This is a genomic window from Rossellomorea sp. DUT-2 (assembly GCF_052665285.1).
This window is the reverse complement of record NZ_JBQPEO010000001.1, coordinates 1,023,664-1,042,497: the sequence shown is the minus strand read 5'-3', so window position 1 is coordinate 1,042,497 and position 18,834 is coordinate 1,023,664. Positions and strand designations below refer to the sequence as shown.

Sequence of the window (18,834 nt, the reverse complement as noted above, 5' to 3'; positions counted from 1 at the left end):
CATCTTATGTTAGCTTGTCTCTATTTAGTCATGGAATTTCAAGTGAACTTTCGCCTTATTGGTTGCTAAAGAAAAATAAAAAAAGCCTCGGGAGGACCCGAGGCTAGCAGCCGGCATTACGCCTTTAATTTATTACGTAGAACCATTTGTAGAATTCCACCATGGCGGTAGTAGTCCACTTCTACATCTGAATCAAATCGAGCCAGTACTTCGAACTCTGTTTTGGTTCCATCTTCAGCTACAGCTGTAACTGTTAAGATATCACGAGGTTTAACATCGTTTGTCACATTGACAGAAATCGATTCTCTACCTGTTAAACCTAGAGATTCAGCGCTGTCACCCTTTTTGAATTGAAGTGGAAGCACTCCCATCATTACAAGGTTCGAACGGTGAATACGCTCATAGCTTTCTGCGATGACCGTTTTTATACCAAGAAGGTTTGTACCTTTTGCTGCCCAGTCACGTGAAGATCCCATACCGTAATCTTTTCCTGCCAGAACAACTAATCCGGTACCATCTTGTTGGTATTTCATACACGCATCATACATAGGCATAACTTCATTGTCAGGCCAGTACGTTGTGAAACCACCTTCTGTGCCTGGAGCAATTTGGTTACGAATACGAATGTTTGCAAACGTACCGCGCATCATGACTTCATGATTACCACGACGAGAGCCGTATGAATTGAAATCACGTGGCTCAACATTATTAGCACGCAGGTATTTACCAGCTGGCGTATCCTTACCGATAGCACCTGCAGGAGAAATGTGGTCAGTTGTTACTGAGTCACCAAATTTACCTACAACACGCAGTCCATTTAATCCTTGGATATCTTCTGGAGTAGTGGCTAATCCAGTGAAGAAAGATGGATTTTGGATATATGTTGATTGATCATCAAAGCTATAAAGTGGCTCATTACTTGTTTTGATTTGGTTCCAACGCTCGTTTTCAGAGAAAACATGCTCGTATTCTCTACGGAATAACTCTGGAGTAACAGTAGATTTCACAGCATCTTTGACTTCATCTTGAGAAGGCCAGATGTCTCTGAAGAATACATCATTTCCATCTTTATCTTTACCCAGAGAATCTTTTTGAAGATCAATGTCCACTGTACCAGCTAATGCATATGCAACAACCAGTGGTGGTGAAGCAAGATAGTTTGCTTTCACTAATGGATGAATACGACCTTCGAAATTACGATTTCCTGAAAGCACAGATGTTAAGAGTAAGTCAGCATCTGATACAGCCTTCTCAATCTCCGGACGTAGTGGTCCAGAGTTACCGATACAAGTCGTACAACCATACCCTACAAGGTTAAAGCCGATATCTTCAAGGTAAGATAGTAAGCCTGAATCTCTAAGGTAACCAGTTACAACTTTTGATCCTGGAGCCAGGGAAGTTTTTACGTAATCAGGAACGTTCATTCCGAGCTCCACTGCTTTTTTCGCTACTAAACCAGCACCTAGCATAACATATGGGTTAGATGTATTTGTACAAGATGTAATGGCAGCGATACCAATCGCTCCAGTAGGCATAACCACATCTTTACCATCTTCCGTTGAATACTTTGCCGTTTTATTAATTTCAGACGCATCTAAACCGAAGCCTTGAACGCCTTCTTTAGCTGTAATTGACTTATTGAAAGATTCTTTCATATCAGAAAGAGGAATTAAATCCTGTGGACGTTTAGGTCCAGAAAGGTTAGGTTCCACTACAGAAAGGTCAATTTCTACTACATCTGTATATGTTGGTTCTTCCTTTTCAGGTGTGAAGAACATATCATTTTTCTTTAAATATTCCTCAACCATTTTGATATGGTCTTCGTCACGACCAGTTAAACGAAGGTAATCTAATGATTCTGAATCAACCGGGAAGAACCCACAAGTAGCGCCATATTCAGGAGCCATATTGGCAATTGTTGCACGGTCGGCAAGTGGTAATGTTGCTACTCCTGTTCCGAAGTACTCAACAAATTTCCCTACTACACCTTTTTGACGCAATACTTGTGTAACTTTAAGAGCTAAGTCAGTAGCTGTTGCTCCATTTGGAAGTTCACCTGTCATTTTTACCCCGATAACTTCAGGTATTGGGAAGTATGAAGGTTGACCAAGCATTCCTGCTTCTGCTTCGATTCCACCTACGCCCCAGCCTAACACGCCGATACCGTTGATCATAGTAGTATGAGAGTCAGTACCGACCAGTGTATCTGGATATGTTTCAAAATCGCCATCTGTTGTTTCAACAGCGTGAACGACATTCGCTAAATACTCTAAGTTAACTTGGTGTACGATACCCGTTGCTGGTGGTACAGCACGATAGTTTTCAAATGCTTTTTGAGCCCAGCTAAGGAACTGATAACGCTCAGCGTTTCGTTCGAATTCAAGATCCATATTTGCTTGCAGGGCCCCAACTGTACCATATTTATCTACTTGTACGGAGTGGTCAATAACAAGATCAACTGGAATTTCAGGATTGATCTTTTGTGGATCTCCACCAATATCAGCCATTGCTTTACGTAAAGACGCTAAGTCAACTACTGCTGGTACTCCAGTAAAATCTTGAAGGATGACACGGGAAGGTTTGAATGGAACTTCCGCATCTTTCACTTCAGTTGAGCCCCAGTTTGCTAAATTTTCAACGTGGTCTTTGTTGATCACGCGTCCGTCAAACTGACGAAGTACAGACTCCAGCAATACCTTTACACTGTAAGGTAAGCGATTAATTTTTGTTACTCCTGCTTCTTCAAGCGCTTTTAAACGATAGTAATGATAACGTTTTCCTTCTAGTTCGAAAGAAGATCGTGCATTAAATACATCGTTCTTTGCCATTTCGATTCCCCCTCTAAACTACATCACACAATAAGTCGAAAAGTTTTCGTTCTAAAAACTAACGAACTTTTCTCACATTTACATCTTAATACAAGCGATTACATAAGTAAATAACAATAAAGTTATTGTTTTTGATAAGTTTTTCTTATCTAAAATAATAAACTCCTTTAAGTTTCTAGAAAAATATTGGTATAACAACATTTTCCCCCATGTCAAAACGTGTCAGTTGCATGAAATTATTATCGTGAGAAAATAAATCTGCTAGCCTTTCCCTCTTATAAAGGCTTGATGATGGTGGCATTCTATCCTTATGGAGGTGTTCTACAATGGCTAAACGTAAAGCAAACCATGTAATTAACGGGATGAATGCAGCGAAGGCACAAGGAAAAGGTGCCGGTTACAATGAAGAGTATTCAAATGAACCGTTAACTGAAGCTCAACGTCAATTTAACAAAAAACGTAAAACCAATCAGTAATTGAAATGATGTGTGATTGACCAATCGAGGCTCATGAAAATACTCAGTTTGGTTTAGTCACCTCATTTATGTAAAATATCTTCATCTCTTTTCTCCTACCCTGTTTGTTCAAAAATAAAACCCGCTCTGCGAATGTATAGCAGAACGGGTTTTATTTCTTCTTATTCCTTACGATTGCCCATTTACTTCACTGACGATTGAAGAAAGGTCTGATTTGAATTGTTGGAGCTGCGCCCTTTGTGTCTCAGATGCCACTTCAAGTGCATTTTCAATTTGTTGATACGCTTCGTTCACTTCATTCTTCAAGTGAGCCAGTTGTGAACCGTAACTTGCTCCATCTAAAACAAGTTCATTGATTGTATTCTGTATTTCAGTAACACTTTGCTCAGCAGCTTGGTAAGCTTGTTGTTTGTTCTTATGGTAAGACATGGATAATCTCTCCTTATTCTGAAATTAGCTTTTTTAGTATGGTCAGATCGGCTGAAAATTATACCCATGTATAAACTGTTTCAGAGCAAAGCATTCTAAGAACAGGAGGGATGCCATATGAACAAAAATGATAGCAAAGATATGCGTAAAAATGCTCCGAAGCAGTCTGGGCAACAGGAGCCTTTAAGTGGATCACATAAAGTGAAGAATCGCAATCACACCCGACAAAAACAACATAGCCATCACGATATGTAAGCGAACAATATGGGAGTGCGGGAAATGTGATATCACATTTCCCGCACTCCCTCTATTTGTCTGACAAGTTGTTTCAGAATGAAACCCATTTATTCTTTATACTGATTATAACACCCTCACCAATTAAATTAGAAAGAATACAATGTGTAAAAGAATAAGTTGGGGGTCAGGTGTAAATGAGCAAGGAAAGGGAGGGTTTCTATTTAGAGAACTGGGAGGAGAATATGAAGGATTGGCTATTGGATCCTGCTACGGTTCAATTGGATGAACAAGAATTTAGAGTCGACTTCCTCGATACAACGGAATCGTTCATCGTAGAAATTGAAACAGCAGATATTCATCCAGAGGAATTAATCATTAAGAAAAATGACACACAATTGGTAGTATCGATACTGATGAAAGACGAAATCAAGGTGAGAAACCGAACCATTCGTTTTCCCTTTTGTTTAAAGCAACGGGCAATCACCTATTCAATCGAGCATCATACCATCGAAATCAATGTCCCTAAAAAGGAATGTCCCTCCCCCACTTCCTTCGTCATCCGGGTCCAGGGGTTATCTAATGAGTAATCATCCTCTCTAAATAGATGAAAAGGTCTGAGTTTTCACTTCAGACCTTTAAACATGTTTATAGGGGGTCAATCGATGTTACAAGAAACTCACGACTTTCGGTTTATCGTTTTACATCATGCAAAATAATCGAGTCTCTTTTTTCTGCTGTTATTATGCCTAACCTATTTAAGAGAGCTACTAATCTTCAAAGGCCCCCCGCTTATTTTTCTTCGATCATTTTGAGGAATTGGCCAGTGATCCTCTTTGATAAAATCCTCACATGATAAGGAAATCGGTTTCTTTCTTTGGAAAAAGAATTGAACCAGATGACTTTTTCATCTAACGCGATGAATGGAATATCCGTTGTTGCTTTTCCTATTTTGATCCTGTTTCCCGGTTGCGAAGCTCTGCTGTCTTTACATTGAAGTATGACGTTTTTCTCACTGGATACTGTGTGTAATATGCTCAATATCTCTTCAGGGATATCTGTCACAAGTCCCACGTTCACTATGATTTTTTGTTTGGCTGCCTTAAAATCTTTCGCGAGTCTGGTTAGTTCACTCACATCCATCCACTTCATTTTCTTGGTCGAGAAAGGGGTGAGTGATGAACTTGTTTCCTTATGCCCTTCCTGTTGAAGATGACGTATGAATTGATGAATGGGTTGGGAAGAATGGGTCTTCTCCTGAATAAATTGATCGTTCGCAATAAGAACGAACTTTCCCCTCGCTCGCGTAATCGCTACATTCAGTAGCCTATCGCTTCCTTTCCGAGTAAGTAGTGCCCCTGGTTTCCCATGGGAAGTTCCATCAACAAGATCAAATAGAATCATGTCATTTTCCGATCCTTGAAAGCCATGAACCGTAGCGGCATATAAATTCGTTTGCGGATGTGTGGTCTTTACCAACTCGGTCAGTAAAAGGTTATACCATTTCGCTTGCACACGGTAGGGGGTCACGATCCCAATTGATTGAATACCATCCTCGATTGCTTCGGAAATAAGGTTGATCGTCGCTAAGCTGGATAGGACATTCCAACGGGAGCCTTTTTGCGTCTCTGCCCATTCCGTACCTTCTTTGAGTGAAAATAACACCGCTCCATAAGAAGGGAAAGGCATTTTATTCGTAATCTCCGCTCTCATCTGTCCTACTGAATGGTGATCGCCAACCTTCGAATGGTAAATAAAGTGATTGGTAAATGCCGAAATACTTGGATGCATTCGCCGCTGTTCTGGAAGTAATAATAATTGAGGGTGGTCCTTGCTTTCATCAACGGCGTTTGCTACCTGTGCCGAATGAAAGATGTCTTCCCTCAGCCATTTGGTTACCATCGGATGAAAGGACGTAGAAATAGGCGGGAGCTGTTTGAAATCTCCGCAAATAATGATCTTTTTTCCAAGGGAGGCAGCAAATGCTACCTGAGGTATATACGCCATACTTGCCTCATCCACGATAACAAGGTCAAACTCTTCCTCATAAAGAATGCCATCAATCGCAGCTTTAGAGAGAGTCGTACCGATGACCCTTGCGTCTGTGACAAGTTCACCTTCTCTTCGTTTAAACTTTTCTTTGATTTTTTGATAATGAACCTCAAGTTGAGACAACCGATCTGAATCATAACTTGAATACGTTTTAGCCAGTTTATTTTTTAACCTTCTCCGGTAGGTTTCGACCTTTCCTTTTTCCTCTGCAAGACTGGGATCAAGTTGTTCTAATAATTGAAGCACGCTTAAATCTGTGACACCTTCACTATACGCTTTCCGGCTGGTACCATAGCGGATGACTTCCCCTCTCTTCCACCGATTGTGGCTGCTGAGAAAGTGATGCATTTCTTCTATTAAGACATCGACTGCAGCATTACTATGGGAAAGAAGCAGCACTTTTTTTCCTTCAGAATAATGATAAGCGGCGACTCTGGCAAGCGTATAGGTTTTTCCTGTTCCAGGTGGTCCCCATAGGTACGTGACAGGATTATACTTACTGCGCACATATGCTTCGTGTAAAGGGTTCTTAAACGTAGTCTTAGGATGCCTTGTTTCTTTCATTGGATTCAACACATGGTGAATACGCTGTGTTTTTCCGTGGCGCTCTTTTGCTTCCTCTAATCTTTCTATTAACTTCTCTAATATTTCCCATGGTTCATGCAATATTTGACCATAAGAAATGGTATCTCCTATGAACTGATCGAATTCAATCATGCACTCCCGGTCCTCTGAACTGATCACCACCCCTGTGATCCTTGTTTGCTTCCTTTTATAAACTACGCCTCCTCCTTCTGGTAAAGACGCAGGATAACTAAGGGTGAACCAATAAATATAGGCATTTTCTTCTTTTCGGATACATCTGCCTTCTTCTATCAAAACTCCAGATGTTTCCCGTTTTTTTAGTTGGAGAATTTCCATGTCCAGAGCGGTTTGCCACTCTTCTATCATTTTTGTCGTTTTCATCTGAATCACCTTTGCCATACGTAAAAAATCAAGAACCTTATCATAACAATTTATTACGTGAGTGTATATGGTAAATGGATTGGATTTTCGGGAAATTCTTATTGGGGATAGTTAGAGTTCAGGTGATGTTGTTCCCAGTTTGCATAATTTTCGAATAAGGAATAGCAAGCGTATAAAATCACACTAAATGTAAAAAAGAACCGATCTATGCAATCGGTTCTTGCGCTTATTATAGTTCAGATGTTAAACGATTTAATTGCTCTGCAGATATCGTTAATTGAGAAATGGCTTTTGATATCTCATCCACAGCTAAGGAAATTTCTTTCATTTCTACTTCAACTTGTTCACTTTGGCTTTTAGACGAGCCAATGGATTCTACTATTTCCTCAAAGAAGATATGGGCTTTATTTGTTGAGCCCATACCATTTTTAGCAAGTTCTTCAACTGAAATGATATAAGCGGAAATTTTATCAACTTGCTGTTTCGTGCCTGAAATTAGACTTGATACATTGGTGACCGAACTTTTCGTTTGATCTGAAAGCTTCCGAACCTCTTCTGCCACTATAGCAAATCCCTTTCCATGTTCTCCGGCGCGTGCTGCCTCTATACTTGCGTTAAGAGATAGTAAATTTGTTTGCTCTGCAATGGTTTGAACGATGGCAACAATATCAAAAATCTGATTCGAAATTTGTTGCAATTGATAGATTTCCTTCAGCATTTCTCTCATATCTGAAAGAATTTTACTCATATGTTCTTTTTGAACACCCATCTTATCTTTTCCTTCAGTAGAGAAATGACTGATTTTTTCGATAGATTGAGTTCCTTTTGTAGTTAAAATACTAACTTCGCTCATTCGATCATTAATTGAATCTAAAGAAGCCATCGACTCTTCTGAAATAGCAGATAAACTTGTCGATGCTTCATGAACCCTTTCCGTCATCTTTTCTTTTAAACGCAGTGAGGTGGCTCTGATTTCTTCTATTTCTTCTTCATATGCCTCTAAAACTAATTGCTGTTCAAGGTTTAGAATCTTAGTGAATGCATTGATGACGTTGTTGTAATCTTCCATATGGGTAACGTGTCGGTACATTACTTTAAAAAGGGTGGTTTGAAGATTTTGGAATGAAGCAATATACCATTTTGTAGGTAAGCCTATATGGATATGCATAGTTGCAATTTTTCTTCGTTTTTCTATAAACGGCGTATCAATGATTCCGTTCGTCATTTCAGCAATATGGACGGCAAGTGTTTGTTTTAATCTGTCGATGGAGCTGTATCTTTCGATAATTGCTAGTAGGACTGGGTTATTTTCGATTGGATGGTAGAAACCATCGATAATTTCTTGTATATTCTCCTCTAAATACCGTTTCGTTGAACGTAACACAGCTAAATCTGCTTCTGACAATTGGATCATTTCTAGTTGTTTTTTTACACCCGGTGAAACTGTTATGCTTACTTCAGGCAATCTCGATTCTTCGTTTAATCTGTTAACGTTCTCTTGTTTTGATTTCCTCTTTAATAGCAGCATGGTTACCCCTCTTTGTTATTTTCTAAGAAAAAAATTCCTTTTTTGGTAATGATACTTTACTACCATAACAAAAAAACACCCTGGTGAGTATGGGTGTTTTAGAGATTTAGTGACAATATTAAGAATACACATAGCCCTGCTTGACTACTCTTCTTCATCTTCTACAAATCGCTCTGCATAGTACAAAACATCTTCTACATATTTTTCGCTATGATTGTAGGCAAATACGGCTTGTTCGATTTTTCCATCTGCTGCTCCATTTCGTTCCAAATAGTTTGCAGCACTATACACGGCATCCTCAATTTGAAATGGATCGGCTATTCCATCTCCATTTGCATCGACACCATATCCACCATACTTTTCAATGACGTCAGGGTCTGTTTTTTGGTTTTGCGGGATACTCCCCTTCCCTAAGCCTGAGCAACTGGGGTGTGACCAGCCGACAAATGTACATGGCATGAATTGCATGTGTCCCTCAGCTCCCACAGGAGACACAAGAGTCCTCATGGTGGAGAACTTCGTTTCGACCCGGTGATGGGCAGCCAGTAAATACCATGGTACCCCGTATTCCTCTTCAGCTGCTTTATAAATGGGAATATATTCGGGAGGTACCTCCTCTTTACCGAATGAGGACAGGGTATAAGTGGCTTCTCCATTATTTACGGCATAATAAATAGCTAGAACGATGATGGGTATAAGGACGATCGTAAATGGTGATGACCGTTTTTTCTTACTGGGACGCTTTTTTGTGGCGGATTTTTTAGTCATCGAGGCTCGATCCTTTACAAGAATATTGATTCCTCTTGTATTCTAATACGAGAACCACTCTGTGACAATCATTATGTATAAAAAAAGATGACCCCTGTAGTCGGTTCTTCCTTCACCGGATATTGGTGGAGGAATCATTGACTTTGGTTTGAGGTCATCTAACCATTATTTATTTATTTTTAACAAACAAACGCTGCTCCAACGATAATTAATAGGATGAATAAAACTACGATTAACGCAAAGCCACCAGCGTAACCACCACCGCAGCCATATCCATATCCAGGGTATCCATACATCATCAGTCACCTCCAGTTATCTTACTACGATATTAATGTATGTAGTGGACAAATTGTAGGTTAATTAAAATCAGCATTTACTTTTTGACTATGAAATACATCTGCAGCAGATTACCTATGAACAGTGGGTTTTGCATATCATGGAGGAGGGAAAAATGAGTAAAATGTCTAGATAGGAAGTGCTCGATATGCAAAAAAAAACGCCTGGAAAAATTCCAGGCGCTAAACCGATTCTTACATATGTCCTTTCGGTTCTTTCGGTTTTCTTGGCTTAGGTTTGATGTATAATCCAAGCTCTTTTTTCTCTTGATTCAGTGATTTATACAGAGACACCATCATCAGGGCCATAATGACCGAGAATGGTAAAGCCGCAACAATCAATGCATTCTGTAAGGCCTGTAATCCTCCACTATAGAGTAGGATTAATGCAACAGTAGACTGAGCAATCCCCCAAGTTAACTTCACATAGTTAGGTGGAGTTAATGATCCATAGGTTGTTTGCATTCCCAGAACGAATGTAGCTGAGTCAGCAGACGTTATAAAGAAGGTTCCGATTAACGTGATGGCAATGACTGAAAGGATCGTTGACCATTCAAAACCGTTAAATATAGCAAATAATACCTCTTCTGTATTCAAACTTGATAAATCTGTTCCTGCTTGTTGAATTTCAATGGCAGATGTACCAAAAGTAGCGAACCAAATGAAACTGACTAAAGCAGGCAGCAGGAGTACACCGATTAAGAATTCACGAATGGTTCTGCCTCGCGATACACGTGCGATGAAGATTCCAACGAATGGAGACCAGGAAATCCACCATGCCCAATAGAAAATCGTCCAGCCATTGATCCACCCGCGATGCTCTTCATTTAATGGTGCAATCCGGAAACTCATGGCAGCGATATTTTGAATATAAGCACCGATTGTATCAGTGAACATATTCAGGATGAGCAATGTAGGTCCGATAAAGAACATTAACACGAACAGTCCAATTGCCAGTACCATATTCGTATTAGATAAGTATTTAATTCCCTTACTTAATCCAGACCATGCAGATATCATAAATAAGACGGTTACAACCGCAATGATAATGAACTGAACGGTGAAATTATTTGGAACTCCCAGTAAGTATGAAAGTCCTCCGTTAATTTGCGCTGCACCGAAACCAAGGGTTGTGGCAACACCGACAACAGTGGCGAATACAGCAAGTACATCAATGATCGTTCCCAGTGGACCGTTCACTTTATCTCCAAAGATCGGTTTCAATGTAGCTGAGATTAAGCCGGGCTCATCTTTACGGAACTTATAATAAGCAAGTGCTAGAGCGACAATCGCATAGATCGCCCACGCATGTATTCCCCAGTGGAAGAACGTATAGCGCATTGATTCTTTAATCGCCTGATTTGTTCCACCTTCAGCAAGTGGAGGCGTCAAATAGTGTGACAGCGGCTCGGCTGCCCCCCAGAATACTAAACCGATTCCCATCCCTGCACTAAACAACATGGCGAACCATGTTCCTTTCGTGTACTCAGGTTTCTCGTCTGGCTTTCCTAATCTTATCGTTCCGATTGGACTAAAGATCAAGAATACGCAGAAAATAACAATCACTGTGACTAAAATAAGATAATACCAACCGAATGTTGAGGTAATAAAGCTTTGCATATCAGCTGTTACACTTTCGAATGACTTTGGCGCGATGACACCGTAGGCAACACAAGCTGCAACTAATGCAATGGTAATCCAGAAAACATTTGATATCCTCTTCATAAAATTCTCCTTTCCATTTTCAATGTATTTTTTGCTCTTTTCTGTTATGAAGGTAACGACAGCCGGATTGAGGGTGTTTATATTGGTATGTACACCAGCGGCAATCATCTTCAATTTGAAAGAGTCTCAGTTAATGCAGATGGGAATATGTGCATTCTGAGGATTGTGGAGGAATAATTACTTATTACCTATTCCCTCACCACACTCTCATAAAACCAACATTTGTTACCCTATCAGAAAAAAGTTTAACTTTGCAAGTGATAACCATTATATTTTTTTATAGTGTTTGTCATTTAACCGTTTTCATTCCTATTCTTTTTTTTTGACCTGAAAGTCCATTTAGGGATTTTTCAGCATGAGAAATTGGAAATGAATACGCATTATAACCCCGGTAAGTTAAATATAATTGACAGTCATGATTAAACTTTTATATAGGAAGAACAGGAATTTTGATGGATAGAATACAAGGTGTCTTCTAAATTTACTTGAAGCTTTAACTGGAAATACTGGGTGAAGTTCTTGTAGTAATTTTCATGTATCGGTGAATGTTAAGAAAAGAATGTATGGGAGGAGGTCTAGTCATGAAAAATAAACAAAACAAATCGCAACATGAAACAGCTGAAAAATTAGCTCAACAACAAATGGGTGAGGAAATTGAGATAAAATCCGTAGCTCCTTCTGCTAGAGAAGGTTCAAAAGTTCAAGGAGAATAGTTTTTTGATACAAAAAGGACGCCTAAATCGGCGTCCTGACAATTGGTTACTCTTCAATAATTTTCACTTTGACATCTTGTACACCATATTTAAGGGCATCTTTTTCTTTTTCCATATAAATGTCGATGCGTTTTCCTTTAATGGCCCCTCCTGTATCTTCCGCACGGGCATAACCGTATCCTTCAACATATACCTTAGATCCCAGTGGAATGACACTTGGATCGACGGCAATGACTCTGGCATCAGGGTTCTCGATTAAGTCCACCCCCGTCTTTGTAATGCCGATACAGCCCTCACAATAAGCTGTATACGCAGTAGCGGTTACGTTAACCTCTTTCACAACGTTGTCCTCGGAAGTTTCTGTATCAGCGGATTTAACAGCTTGTTCTTCTTCTTGTCCGTTATTCACAGTATAACCTTCTTCTAAAAGTTGTTGGCGTGTACCAACCTCATCTATCGAAACATGATATCGATTTGCAATCTCCCAAAGAATATCGCCTTGTTCTATATTATGATAATCATTCATTGCAGTATCGTCTGATTCTGCAGAGGCAGAAGTAAGTCCGATTGTTAGAAAAACTGTGAAGGAAAAAATAGAAAATAATACTTTTTTCATCTTGTGAAATTCCTCCTTTTATGTTCGGTCTATGAAACCAACAGTTGAAATAGTAACATAGACTTACCTCAGATACATAACAAAGTGTTTATAAACCGTTAACAATTAGATGACAAGCGTGTAATATTTATTCTTTTCTGTCGATTCTACTGGAAGTGTTACTAACTCTTTCATTTGAAGGGAAATGTTAGTTGAAAAGCGTGGATGAATAGAAAATAAAGGGGTAACGAAGAGACTATTAAGAAAATTATTCCATTTGCATCTATAAGCTAATAAAAATGTATGGAAGAATAAAAAACCACTGAGAATGACATCTCAGTGGTTCCAATCTATTATTTACTTTCAAGAATTTTTACGTTAACTGATTTTCTGCCCCAATCAACTGCTTGGTCTTTTGATGGGATGAATACATCGATTCGATTACCTTTAATCGCTCCACCTGTATCTTCAGCAGTTGCATAGCCGTACCCTTCAACATATACTTTAGATCCCAGTGGAATTACATTCGGGTCTACTGCAATCACTTTAGCATCTGGATTTTCTAAAAGGTTAACACCAGTGGCTGTTGTACCTGAGCAACCTTCACAACTTGCTGTGTAAGCAGTTGCTTCTACTGTGATTTCCTTTACAGCTTCCTCTTGTGCAGCTGGTTCTTCTGCTGCAGGCTGTGCCTCAGCCGGTTCTGTTGCAGGCTCTTCAGCTTCTGGAGCTACTTCTGCTGTTTCTTCTTGAGCAGGAGCTGCTGCTTGCTCAGAAGTATTTGCAGTAGCTGAAGGTGCTTTTTTATCTTCTAAATTAAGGACTAATTCTTGTCCAGGGACAATCAGATCACTTTCAAGAGCGTTCCAGCTTATTAAACTGTCGACGGAAACTCCATATTGTGAAGAGATTCCCCAGAGTGTGTCACCTTTTTTTACTGTATAGTACTCTTTGGATGATACCGTGAGTTCTTGGTCAGGATAGATTAAGTGTGAATTTAAATTGTTCCATTTCATGAGTTGATCAACGGATGTACCGTATTCCTGGGCAATTCCCCATAAAGTGTCACCTTTTTTAACTTCGATGTCTTGTGCTGAAGCGCTAGCTCCACCAGACACTGCAAGTGTAGTAAATGCAGCCACAGAAATAATCGATTTTTTTAGTTTCATAGAAAAATTCCTCCTTATGTAGCTAGCGGTTTATTTATTTTTGCTAACAGGGAAAATACTAACATAGTAAAATCTCAATTCAATAACAGGAACTTTAATATCGTGCGTCAAGAATATTTCACGACTGTAATAGAAAGCGATTTCCTGTATAAACTATCATGTAGATGAATATTATGGTAATAATAGATGAAAATAATAGGTATAAAGGATATTTATGGATAAAAAGTTAAAGGGCTTTATTCTATTTTGACACCGATTTTAGAGATTAAGTGGTCTTTTTCGTAGGTGAATAATTAGGGAATGCTCTTTATATCGTTAAATTAAACAAGTTTTAATCTTAAAAAAGAAGGAAGTTTAATCTTAACAAGCTGGAAGATTCCTACTATACTATAAGGAGGAATGGTTGAACTGGAGGATGACAAGGTTGGATAATCAGGAAGAAAATATCGTACTTTATAAAGATGATCCCGACGAACACAGTGGTCGCTGCGAATGTGGGAACAATATTTTTAAATCACGTGTATTAGATGGAAAGTTTTATCGAAAGTGTCAAGAGTGTGGTAAAACGAAAATCGTTTAATAGAAAAAAGGGAAACCGGTTTTTGATGCCGGTTTCCCTTTTTTCTATTTATTCATTTTATGAATGATCGTAGAAGCAAACTGAACCAATTCATCAGTTGTATGATTAATTTGCCTGATGGCTTCCACAATATGATTTAATTCAGTTTGATTTCGTTTGAACATACCCATATAGTTTTCCATTTCCATTTGAACGGTCATAATGCCGTTTTGTACATTCCCGATTTCTTTGCGGGAGTTCTCCGTTAAGTCAGTCATGTTAAGAACTCGGTTTGAAACAACTCCGATTTGCTTGTTGCTTTCATTCACGAGCTGATGGATGGAGTGGCTCAGTTCCTTTGAGTCTTCGGCAAGCTTTCGCACTTCAGAAGCAACAACTGCAAAGCCCCTGCCCTCATTACCGGCCCGAGCTGCTTCAATCGAAGCATTTAGTGCAAGAAGATTTGTCTGCTCAGCTATTTGCTGAATCGAATTAGAAAGAGGTGTAATCTGTTCGGCTATTGTCTTTACCCCTTGGATCTCGTTTAATAGCGTTTTGATTTGCTCAGTTATGATACCAAAGCTGTCGATCATATTATCTGTTTGATCTTTGTTCATTTTGGAAAGCTGAAGGAGATTTTTGCTGCTCTTTTCTGTGTTTTCGGATTCTGCACGGATACGTTCCGCTTTCGTAGCGGTCTCATTTAGACTTTTTTCTGTTTGGCTTAATGAAGAGCCGAGTTCTGTATTCATGTTGAGCATTTCTACTTGCAGGGCCTGGTTTTCCTGATGAAGTTTCTCGAGCTCATCCATTCTGCTTTGGATATAGTATTCAGATACAATACTTGCGTCTAAATGAATACCATGGTCAATAGCGACCAGTACGGAAGCGAGTTTAGATGGGTCGTTTTGATAAAGTTCTACAATCTTAGGAATCAATAAATGCTGAATGGTTGTGTAGGTGGAAATAAACCAATCAATTGTAACGCCATTCCGGTTATGGGTTTTCCCCATCCTCTCCCTCATGGAGAAATATTCTTCATTTAATTCACCAGAGAATAGAGAACGAAAGTAATCATGGAAAACCTTCTTTAATCGCTCTCGGCTGGAATGATTCACAGCAATCTCTACTAAACTCGGATGTTTGTAGAGATGATCCAATACCTTATCAAGCAAGGAATCGGATAACTGCTCATATACGGGGAGAACTTCTTTTAATTCGTTCAAATGGTGTTCCTGAAATTGCATATAATGCAATCTTTCATTCAGTTTCTTGTCTTGCAGGACAATGATGTTGGATGTAGGGACGATTACAGGTTCAGTCTTGGGTTTTCTTGAAAACAAAACAGCCATGGGGGGTTCCTCCGATAAATAATGAAAATTTTAATGTTATATGTATAAACTTTGTATAACTTTAATATATCTACTTTACCCCAACTTTTTTCCTATGACAATCATTTTGTTTGTAAAATTTAAATAATTCAATGAAGCATGGCCCTGTTAGTTCTACAAGCGAACAATGCCCAAAGTCCAGGTCCCCCCCTCCCATTCCTCATATGTATCGTAGTCGTATTTAGTTGTACAAAACATATACAAAAAAAGGGACGGACCTTTGATCCTAGGAGCTACTCCTAGGAATCAAGGTCCGTCCCTCAATACTTTATTGTGTTAAAATGATTGGTTCGTCTTTGGTTATGATGATGGTGTGTTCGATTTGGGCAACGAAGCTGTTGTCGGGTGTGATGTAGGTCCATCCGTCGCCCTTTTCGATTACGTTTTGTGCTTTGGTTGAGATGAAGGGTTCAAATGCGATGACCATCCCTTCTTTTAACAGTGCATTATCCCATGGATCGAAATAATTTAAGATGTGGTCAGGTTTCTCATGAAGAGACCGTCCTACACCGTGGCCGGTTAAGTTCATAATCACCGTATAACCATTTTTTCGCGCTTCATTATTAACCGCTTTGCCGATACCGTTTTGTTTAGATCCTGCTCTCGCTTTCAGGAGTCCTGCTTGGAATGAATTTAATGCCGCCTCGCATAAATCTGTAAGCTTCGGGTCTCCCTCCCCAACAACAAATGAGATTCCTGTATCGGCATAGTAGCCATCTTTAGATCCGGATACGTCAATATTGACAAGGTCTCCCTCCTTGATCATACGGTCACCGGGTATCCCGTGAGCCACTTCTTCATTCACACTGATACATGTGAAACCAGGAAAATCATATTCTCCTTTAGGTCCTGAAATGGCTCCGTTTTCTTCAAACAGTCTCCCAGCAATATCGTCAAGCTCTTTAGTTGTTACTCCAGGCTTTGTCAGAGAGCGTAATTCATCACGGATCATTGCCACAATGCGGCCGATTTCTTTTAACGCTTTTAAATCTTCATCAGTTTTGACAATCATATTATCTTCCTTCTCTTTTGAAATTTTACCTTCCCTTACTATACCGAAACACACTCTGTTTTTAAAGGGAAAGCTGTTGTTTAGTATGGTGGTTAATTATTATGGGATTCGCTTCCTTCAATTACTCTATCAAACAAAAAGAAATAGGATGGGGATGACAAAGGACATGATCGTGGCGGTTAATGCCATGGCGGCACCACTTACTGCCCCTTCCCTTTCGCCCTCTTTGATAGCCTGTGCCGTCCCTACTCCATGGGAAATCACTCCAAATGGAAGTCCTTTTGCGATGGGGTGCTTTACATGCAGCCACTTTAAAATAGATGGTATGATCATAGCTCCGAACATACCCGTCACAATGACGACCGTGGGAATGACTTCTATATTCGCCTCAATCACCTTCCCTATATCAACTGCTACCGGAGTTGTAATGGTTTTAATAAGCAAGGAGCGGCTCCACTCAGATGGGATCCCCAACCACATACTGAAGAAATAAGAAATAAGCATAGACATTCCACTTCCGGACAGAATACCGAAAAGTATAGGCTGTACATGCTGTACTAATAACTTTCGGTGCTGATAAAGGGGGTACGCAAGGGCCACAGTAGCAGGTCCAAGTAAATACGTTATGAACGAAGTGAAGTCTGCATACTGTTCATAAGGCATATCGATGATCAATAATGTGACAATGAGAGCTATCGTACTAATAAATATAGGAATGGTTACGGGGTTTGGCCAAAGTCGGTGAATCTTTACGCCAAAGATAAAATACAATACTGTAATGCCTAATGCCATCAGTGAACTAATGAGATGGATCATGATTTCGTTTCTCCTTCAATCTTATTAAACTCTCTGCTGATATGGCGGTCGCTACAAATCCGGTTATCCCGCTAATAACCAGAATGACAATGAGTTTCCAGCCAAATTCTATAAAATATGGCCCCAGAACCATTGCGCTAACAGACAATGGAAGAAAAAAGAAGGAAAAATGTCTTAGAAAGAATCCTGTACCGTCCATTAATAATCTTTCTTTTACTACTCCCGTTAATAGTAGTAGAAACAAAAAAAGCATCCCGATAATGCTTCCGGGAATGGGTAAATGAAAGAAGTCTGTACACCACTTTCCAATCTCGAAAAATAAGCATAGAATGGCAATTTGAATGATGATCCGAACAACCTGCATAATTTTCTCCTCGCTTTATAGTCTTCTCACGATTTTATCACAAATGGCAGGTCAATAGAGAATAGTGTTGAACTCAAAAAAAGAGCACGAGGTTCTCACCCCATGCTCATTTAGAAAGAATAGTATGGATTGGCTCCTTAAAGAGCTTCTTTTCATTCAATCATTTATTTTAAATTATTTTAACGAACGCTTCTGCAGTTGACTGACTGGATTGTGGATTCTGCCCAGTCACGAATTTCCCATCGGTGATGACATGGTCACTCCATGCTTCAGATTTTTCAAATTGAGCTCCTTGCTCTCTTAATTTTGTTTCTAATAAGAAAGGCATTAATGAATCGAGGCCCGTTTGCTGCTCTTCTTCGTTGGTGAATCCTGTCATGCTTTTTCCTTCAACCAGCCATTTTCCATTTGACAATTTCGTTCCAACAAATCCAGCAGGACCGTGGCATACAGATCCAATGGCTTTGTTGTTTTCAGCAAAGTGAGCCAGTGCTTGTTGAAGTTCCGGACTGTCAGGGAGATCAAACATCGTTCCGTGTCCGCCTGGTAAGAAAATCCCTGAATATTCGTTAACGTTCAATTGTGAAAGGACCATCGTTTGATCCAATTCTTTGGTGACACCCTTCCACTTTTCCACCTGTTCATCATCAAGGCTGTTAGGATCTAAAGGAATACGGCCTCCTTTTAAGCTAGCCACATCTACATCGAATCCCTGATTCTTAAATTCTTCATATGGCTCAGCGAACTCCGATAACCAAAGACCTGTTTCGTGTTCATCATCAATTTTGCTTTCATTCGTTAACACCATTAATATCTTTTTCAATGTGTACCCTCCATTTTTATATATCAGTTATCCTACTCTTTTGTTTTATCC

General features: G+C 39.5%; 19 protein-coding genes. 5 read left to right on the top strand and 14 right to left on the bottom strand.

Annotated elements, in window-relative coordinates; genetic code table 11:
* Window positions 1-116 precede the first annotated feature (116 nt).
* Entirely contained in the window at window positions 117-2,828 is a 2,712-nt protein-coding gene (gene acnA / locus ACOSV2_RS05225; protein WP_397551347.1) for an aconitate hydratase AcnA, read from the bottom strand.
* Between the two features lie 326 nt (window positions 2,829-3,154).
* On the opposite strand from acnA, the gene sspO reads away from it, so the two are divergent.
* Window positions 3,155-3,304, top strand: coding sequence for a small acid-soluble spore protein O (sspO, locus tag ACOSV2_RS05220; protein ID WP_113967856.1), 150 nt, complete (start codon window positions 3,155-3,157; stop codon window positions 3,302-3,304).
* 168 nt (window positions 3,305-3,472) lie between these two features.
* On the opposite strand, the gene ACOSV2_RS05215 is transcribed toward sspO, so the two are convergent.
* Complete coding sequence (locus ACOSV2_RS05215) at window positions 3,473-3,733, bottom strand: hypothetical protein (protein ID WP_428974205.1); 261 nt, start codon at window positions 3,731-3,733, stop codon at window positions 3,473-3,475.
* Between the two features lie 117 nt (window positions 3,734-3,850).
* On the opposite strand from ACOSV2_RS05215, the gene ACOSV2_RS05210 reads away from it, so the two are divergent.
* Together ACOSV2_RS05210 and ACOSV2_RS05205 are read left to right on the top strand one after the other, a co-directional pair.
* Window positions 3,851-3,988, top strand: a complete 138-nt coding sequence (locus tag ACOSV2_RS05210) for a small acid-soluble spore protein P (RefSeq protein WP_148968976.1) — start codon at window positions 3,851-3,853, stop codon at window positions 3,986-3,988.
* A gap of 224 nt (window positions 3,989-4,212) precedes the next feature.
* Complete coding sequence (locus ACOSV2_RS05205) at window positions 4,213-4,557, top strand: Hsp20/alpha crystallin family protein (RefSeq protein ID WP_428974204.1); 345 nt, start codon at window positions 4,213-4,215, stop codon at window positions 4,555-4,557.
* A gap of 202 nt (window positions 4,558-4,759) precedes the next feature.
* Here the strand turns inward: ACOSV2_RS05205 and ACOSV2_RS05200 are convergent, their stop codons facing one another.
* The 5 genes from ACOSV2_RS05200 to ACOSV2_RS05180 all read right to left on the bottom strand — a co-directional run bounded on the left by ACOSV2_RS05200 (window position 4,760) and on the right by ACOSV2_RS05180 (window position 11,341).
* Window positions 4,760-6,985 carry a DEAD/DEAH box helicase gene (locus ACOSV2_RS05200; protein WP_428974203.1) on the bottom strand — a complete coding sequence of 742 codons (2,226 nt, stop codon included), beginning with the start codon at window positions 6,983-6,985 and terminating at the stop codon, window positions 4,760-4,762.
* A gap of 229 nt (window positions 6,986-7,214) precedes the next feature.
* Window positions 7,215-8,513: a protoglobin domain-containing protein gene (locus tag ACOSV2_RS05195; RefSeq protein WP_428974202.1), complete on the bottom strand. Its 1,299-nt coding sequence runs from the start codon at window positions 8,511-8,513 to the stop codon at window positions 7,215-7,217.
* 144 nt (window positions 8,514-8,657) lie between these two features.
* Window positions 8,658-9,281: a lytic transglycosylase domain-containing protein gene (locus ACOSV2_RS05190; protein WP_428974201.1), complete on the bottom strand. Its 624-nt coding sequence runs from the start codon at window positions 9,279-9,281 to the stop codon at window positions 8,658-8,660.
* A gap of 179 nt (window positions 9,282-9,460) precedes the next feature.
* Window positions 9,461-9,577, bottom strand: coding sequence for a YjcZ family sporulation protein (locus ACOSV2_RS05185; protein ID WP_220154053.1), 117 nt, complete (start codon window positions 9,575-9,577; stop codon window positions 9,461-9,463).
* A gap of 234 nt (window positions 9,578-9,811) precedes the next feature.
* Entirely contained in the window at window positions 9,812-11,341 is a 1,530-nt protein-coding gene (locus ACOSV2_RS05180) for a glycine betaine uptake BCCT transporter (RefSeq protein ID WP_428974200.1), read from the bottom strand.
* 581 nt (window positions 11,342-11,922) lie between these two features.
* On the opposite strand from ACOSV2_RS05180, the gene ACOSV2_RS05175 reads away from it, so the two are divergent.
* The gene (locus ACOSV2_RS05175; RefSeq protein WP_428974199.1) at window positions 11,923-12,054 is read left to right on the top strand and encodes a hypothetical protein; all 132 of its coding nucleotides are present in this window, start codon (window positions 11,923-11,925) and stop codon (window positions 12,052-12,054) included.
* 46 nt (window positions 12,055-12,100) lie between these two features.
* On the opposite strand, the gene ACOSV2_RS05170 is transcribed toward ACOSV2_RS05175, so the two are convergent.
* A complete protein-coding gene (locus ACOSV2_RS05170; protein ID WP_428974198.1) occupies window positions 12,101-12,670 on the bottom strand; it encodes a 3D domain-containing protein in 570 nt (189 codons plus the stop codon).
* Between the two features lie 332 nt (window positions 12,671-13,002).
* On the bottom strand, window positions 13,003-13,818 hold the full coding sequence (locus ACOSV2_RS05165) for a 3D domain-containing protein (RefSeq protein WP_428974197.1): 816 nt from the start codon (window positions 13,816-13,818) through the stop codon (window positions 13,003-13,005).
* 403 nt (window positions 13,819-14,221) lie between these two features.
* Here ACOSV2_RS05165 and ACOSV2_RS05160 point away from each other — a divergent pair, with 403 nt between their 5' ends.
* On the top strand, window positions 14,222-14,398 hold the full coding sequence (locus ACOSV2_RS05160; RefSeq protein WP_397551358.1) for a hypothetical protein: 177 nt from the start codon (window positions 14,222-14,224) through the stop codon (window positions 14,396-14,398).
* 44 nt (window positions 14,399-14,442) lie between these two features.
* On the opposite strand, the gene ACOSV2_RS05155 is transcribed toward ACOSV2_RS05160, so the two are convergent.
* The 5 genes from ACOSV2_RS05155 to ACOSV2_RS05135 form a co-directional block, all read right to left on the bottom strand.
* Window positions 14,443-15,729 (bottom strand): protoglobin domain-containing protein, encoded by a 1,287-nt coding sequence (locus ACOSV2_RS05155; RefSeq protein WP_428974196.1) that lies wholly within the window; start codon window positions 15,727-15,729, stop codon window positions 14,443-14,445.
* 307 nt (window positions 15,730-16,036) lie between these two features.
* Window positions 16,037-16,780 carry a type I methionyl aminopeptidase gene (map, locus tag ACOSV2_RS05150; RefSeq protein WP_428974195.1) on the bottom strand — a complete coding sequence of 248 codons (744 nt, stop codon included), beginning with the start codon at window positions 16,778-16,780 and terminating at the stop codon, window positions 16,037-16,039.
* A 129-nt stretch (window positions 16,781-16,909) separates the two neighbouring features.
* The gene (locus tag ACOSV2_RS05145) at window positions 16,910-17,596 is read right to left on the bottom strand and encodes an LrgB family protein (protein WP_428974194.1); all 687 of its coding nucleotides are present in this window, start codon (window positions 17,594-17,596) and stop codon (window positions 16,910-16,912) included.
* Window positions 17,580-17,960 (bottom strand): CidA/LrgA family protein, encoded by a 381-nt coding sequence (locus tag ACOSV2_RS05140; protein WP_428974193.1) that lies wholly within the window; start codon window positions 17,958-17,960, stop codon window positions 17,580-17,582. The genes ACOSV2_RS05145 and ACOSV2_RS05140 overlap by 17 nt, the downstream gene beginning before the upstream one ends.
* Window positions 17,961-18,129: 169 nt before the next feature.
* Window positions 18,130-18,783, bottom strand: coding sequence for a type 1 glutamine amidotransferase domain-containing protein (locus ACOSV2_RS05135; protein ID WP_309472422.1), 654 nt, complete (start codon window positions 18,781-18,783; stop codon window positions 18,130-18,132).
* Window positions 18,784-18,834 lie beyond the last annotated feature (51 nt).

What these genes read in the sequence shown, in the direction of transcription:
- acnA (WP_397551347.1), bottom strand. Translation starts at nt 2,828, where the DNA reads ATGGCAAAGAACGATGTATTTAATGCACGATCTTCTTTCGAACTAGAA.
- sspO (WP_113967856.1), top strand. Translation starts at nt 3,155, where the DNA reads ATGGCTAAACGTAAAGCAAACCATGTAATTAACGGGATGAATGCAGCG.
- ACOSV2_RS05215 (WP_428974205.1), bottom strand. Translation starts at nt 3,733, where the DNA reads ATGTCTTACCATAAGAACAAACAACAAGCTTACCAAGCTGCTGAGCAA.
- ACOSV2_RS05210 (WP_148968976.1), top strand. Translation starts at nt 3,851, where the DNA reads ATGAACAAAAATGATAGCAAAGATATGCGTAAAAATGCTCCGAAGCAG.
- ACOSV2_RS05205 (WP_428974204.1), top strand. Translation starts at nt 4,213, where the DNA reads ATGAAGGATTGGCTATTGGATCCTGCTACGGTTCAATTGGATGAACAA.
- ACOSV2_RS05200 (WP_428974203.1), bottom strand. Translation starts at nt 6,985, where the DNA reads ATGAAAACGACAAAAATGATAGAAGAGTGGCAAACCGCTCTGGACATG.
- ACOSV2_RS05195 (WP_428974202.1), bottom strand. Translation starts at nt 8,513, where the DNA reads ATGCTGCTATTAAAGAGGAAATCAAAACAAGAGAACGTTAACAGATTA.
- ACOSV2_RS05190 (WP_428974201.1), bottom strand. Translation starts at nt 9,281, where the DNA reads ATGACTAAAAAATCCGCCACAAAAAAGCGTCCCAGTAAGAAAAAACGG.
- ACOSV2_RS05185 (WP_220154053.1), bottom strand. Translation starts at nt 9,577, where the DNA reads ATGTATGGATACCCTGGATATGGATATGGCTGCGGTGGTGGTTACGCT.
- ACOSV2_RS05180 (WP_428974200.1), bottom strand. Translation starts at nt 11,341, where the DNA reads ATGAAGAGGATATCAAATGTTTTCTGGATTACCATTGCATTAGTTGCA.
- ACOSV2_RS05175 (WP_428974199.1), top strand. Translation starts at nt 11,923, where the DNA reads ATGAAAAATAAACAAAACAAATCGCAACATGAAACAGCTGAAAAATTA.
- ACOSV2_RS05170 (WP_428974198.1), bottom strand. Translation starts at nt 12,670, where the DNA reads ATGAAAAAAGTATTATTTTCTATTTTTTCCTTCACAGTTTTTCTAACA.
- ACOSV2_RS05165 (WP_428974197.1), bottom strand. Translation starts at nt 13,818, where the DNA reads ATGAAACTAAAAAAATCGATTATTTCTGTGGCTGCATTTACTACACTT.
- ACOSV2_RS05155 (WP_428974196.1), bottom strand. Translation starts at nt 15,729, where the DNA reads ATGGCTGTTTTGTTTTCAAGAAAACCCAAGACTGAACCTGTAATCGTC.
- map (WP_428974195.1), bottom strand. Translation starts at nt 16,780, where the DNA reads ATGATTGTCAAAACTGATGAAGATTTAAAAGCGTTAAAAGAAATCGGC.
- ACOSV2_RS05145 (WP_428974194.1), bottom strand. Translation starts at nt 17,596, where the DNA reads ATGATCCATCTCATTAGTTCACTGATGGCATTAGGCATTACAGTATTG.
- ACOSV2_RS05140 (WP_428974193.1), bottom strand. Translation starts at nt 17,960, where the DNA reads ATGCAGGTTGTTCGGATCATCATTCAAATTGCCATTCTATGCTTATTT.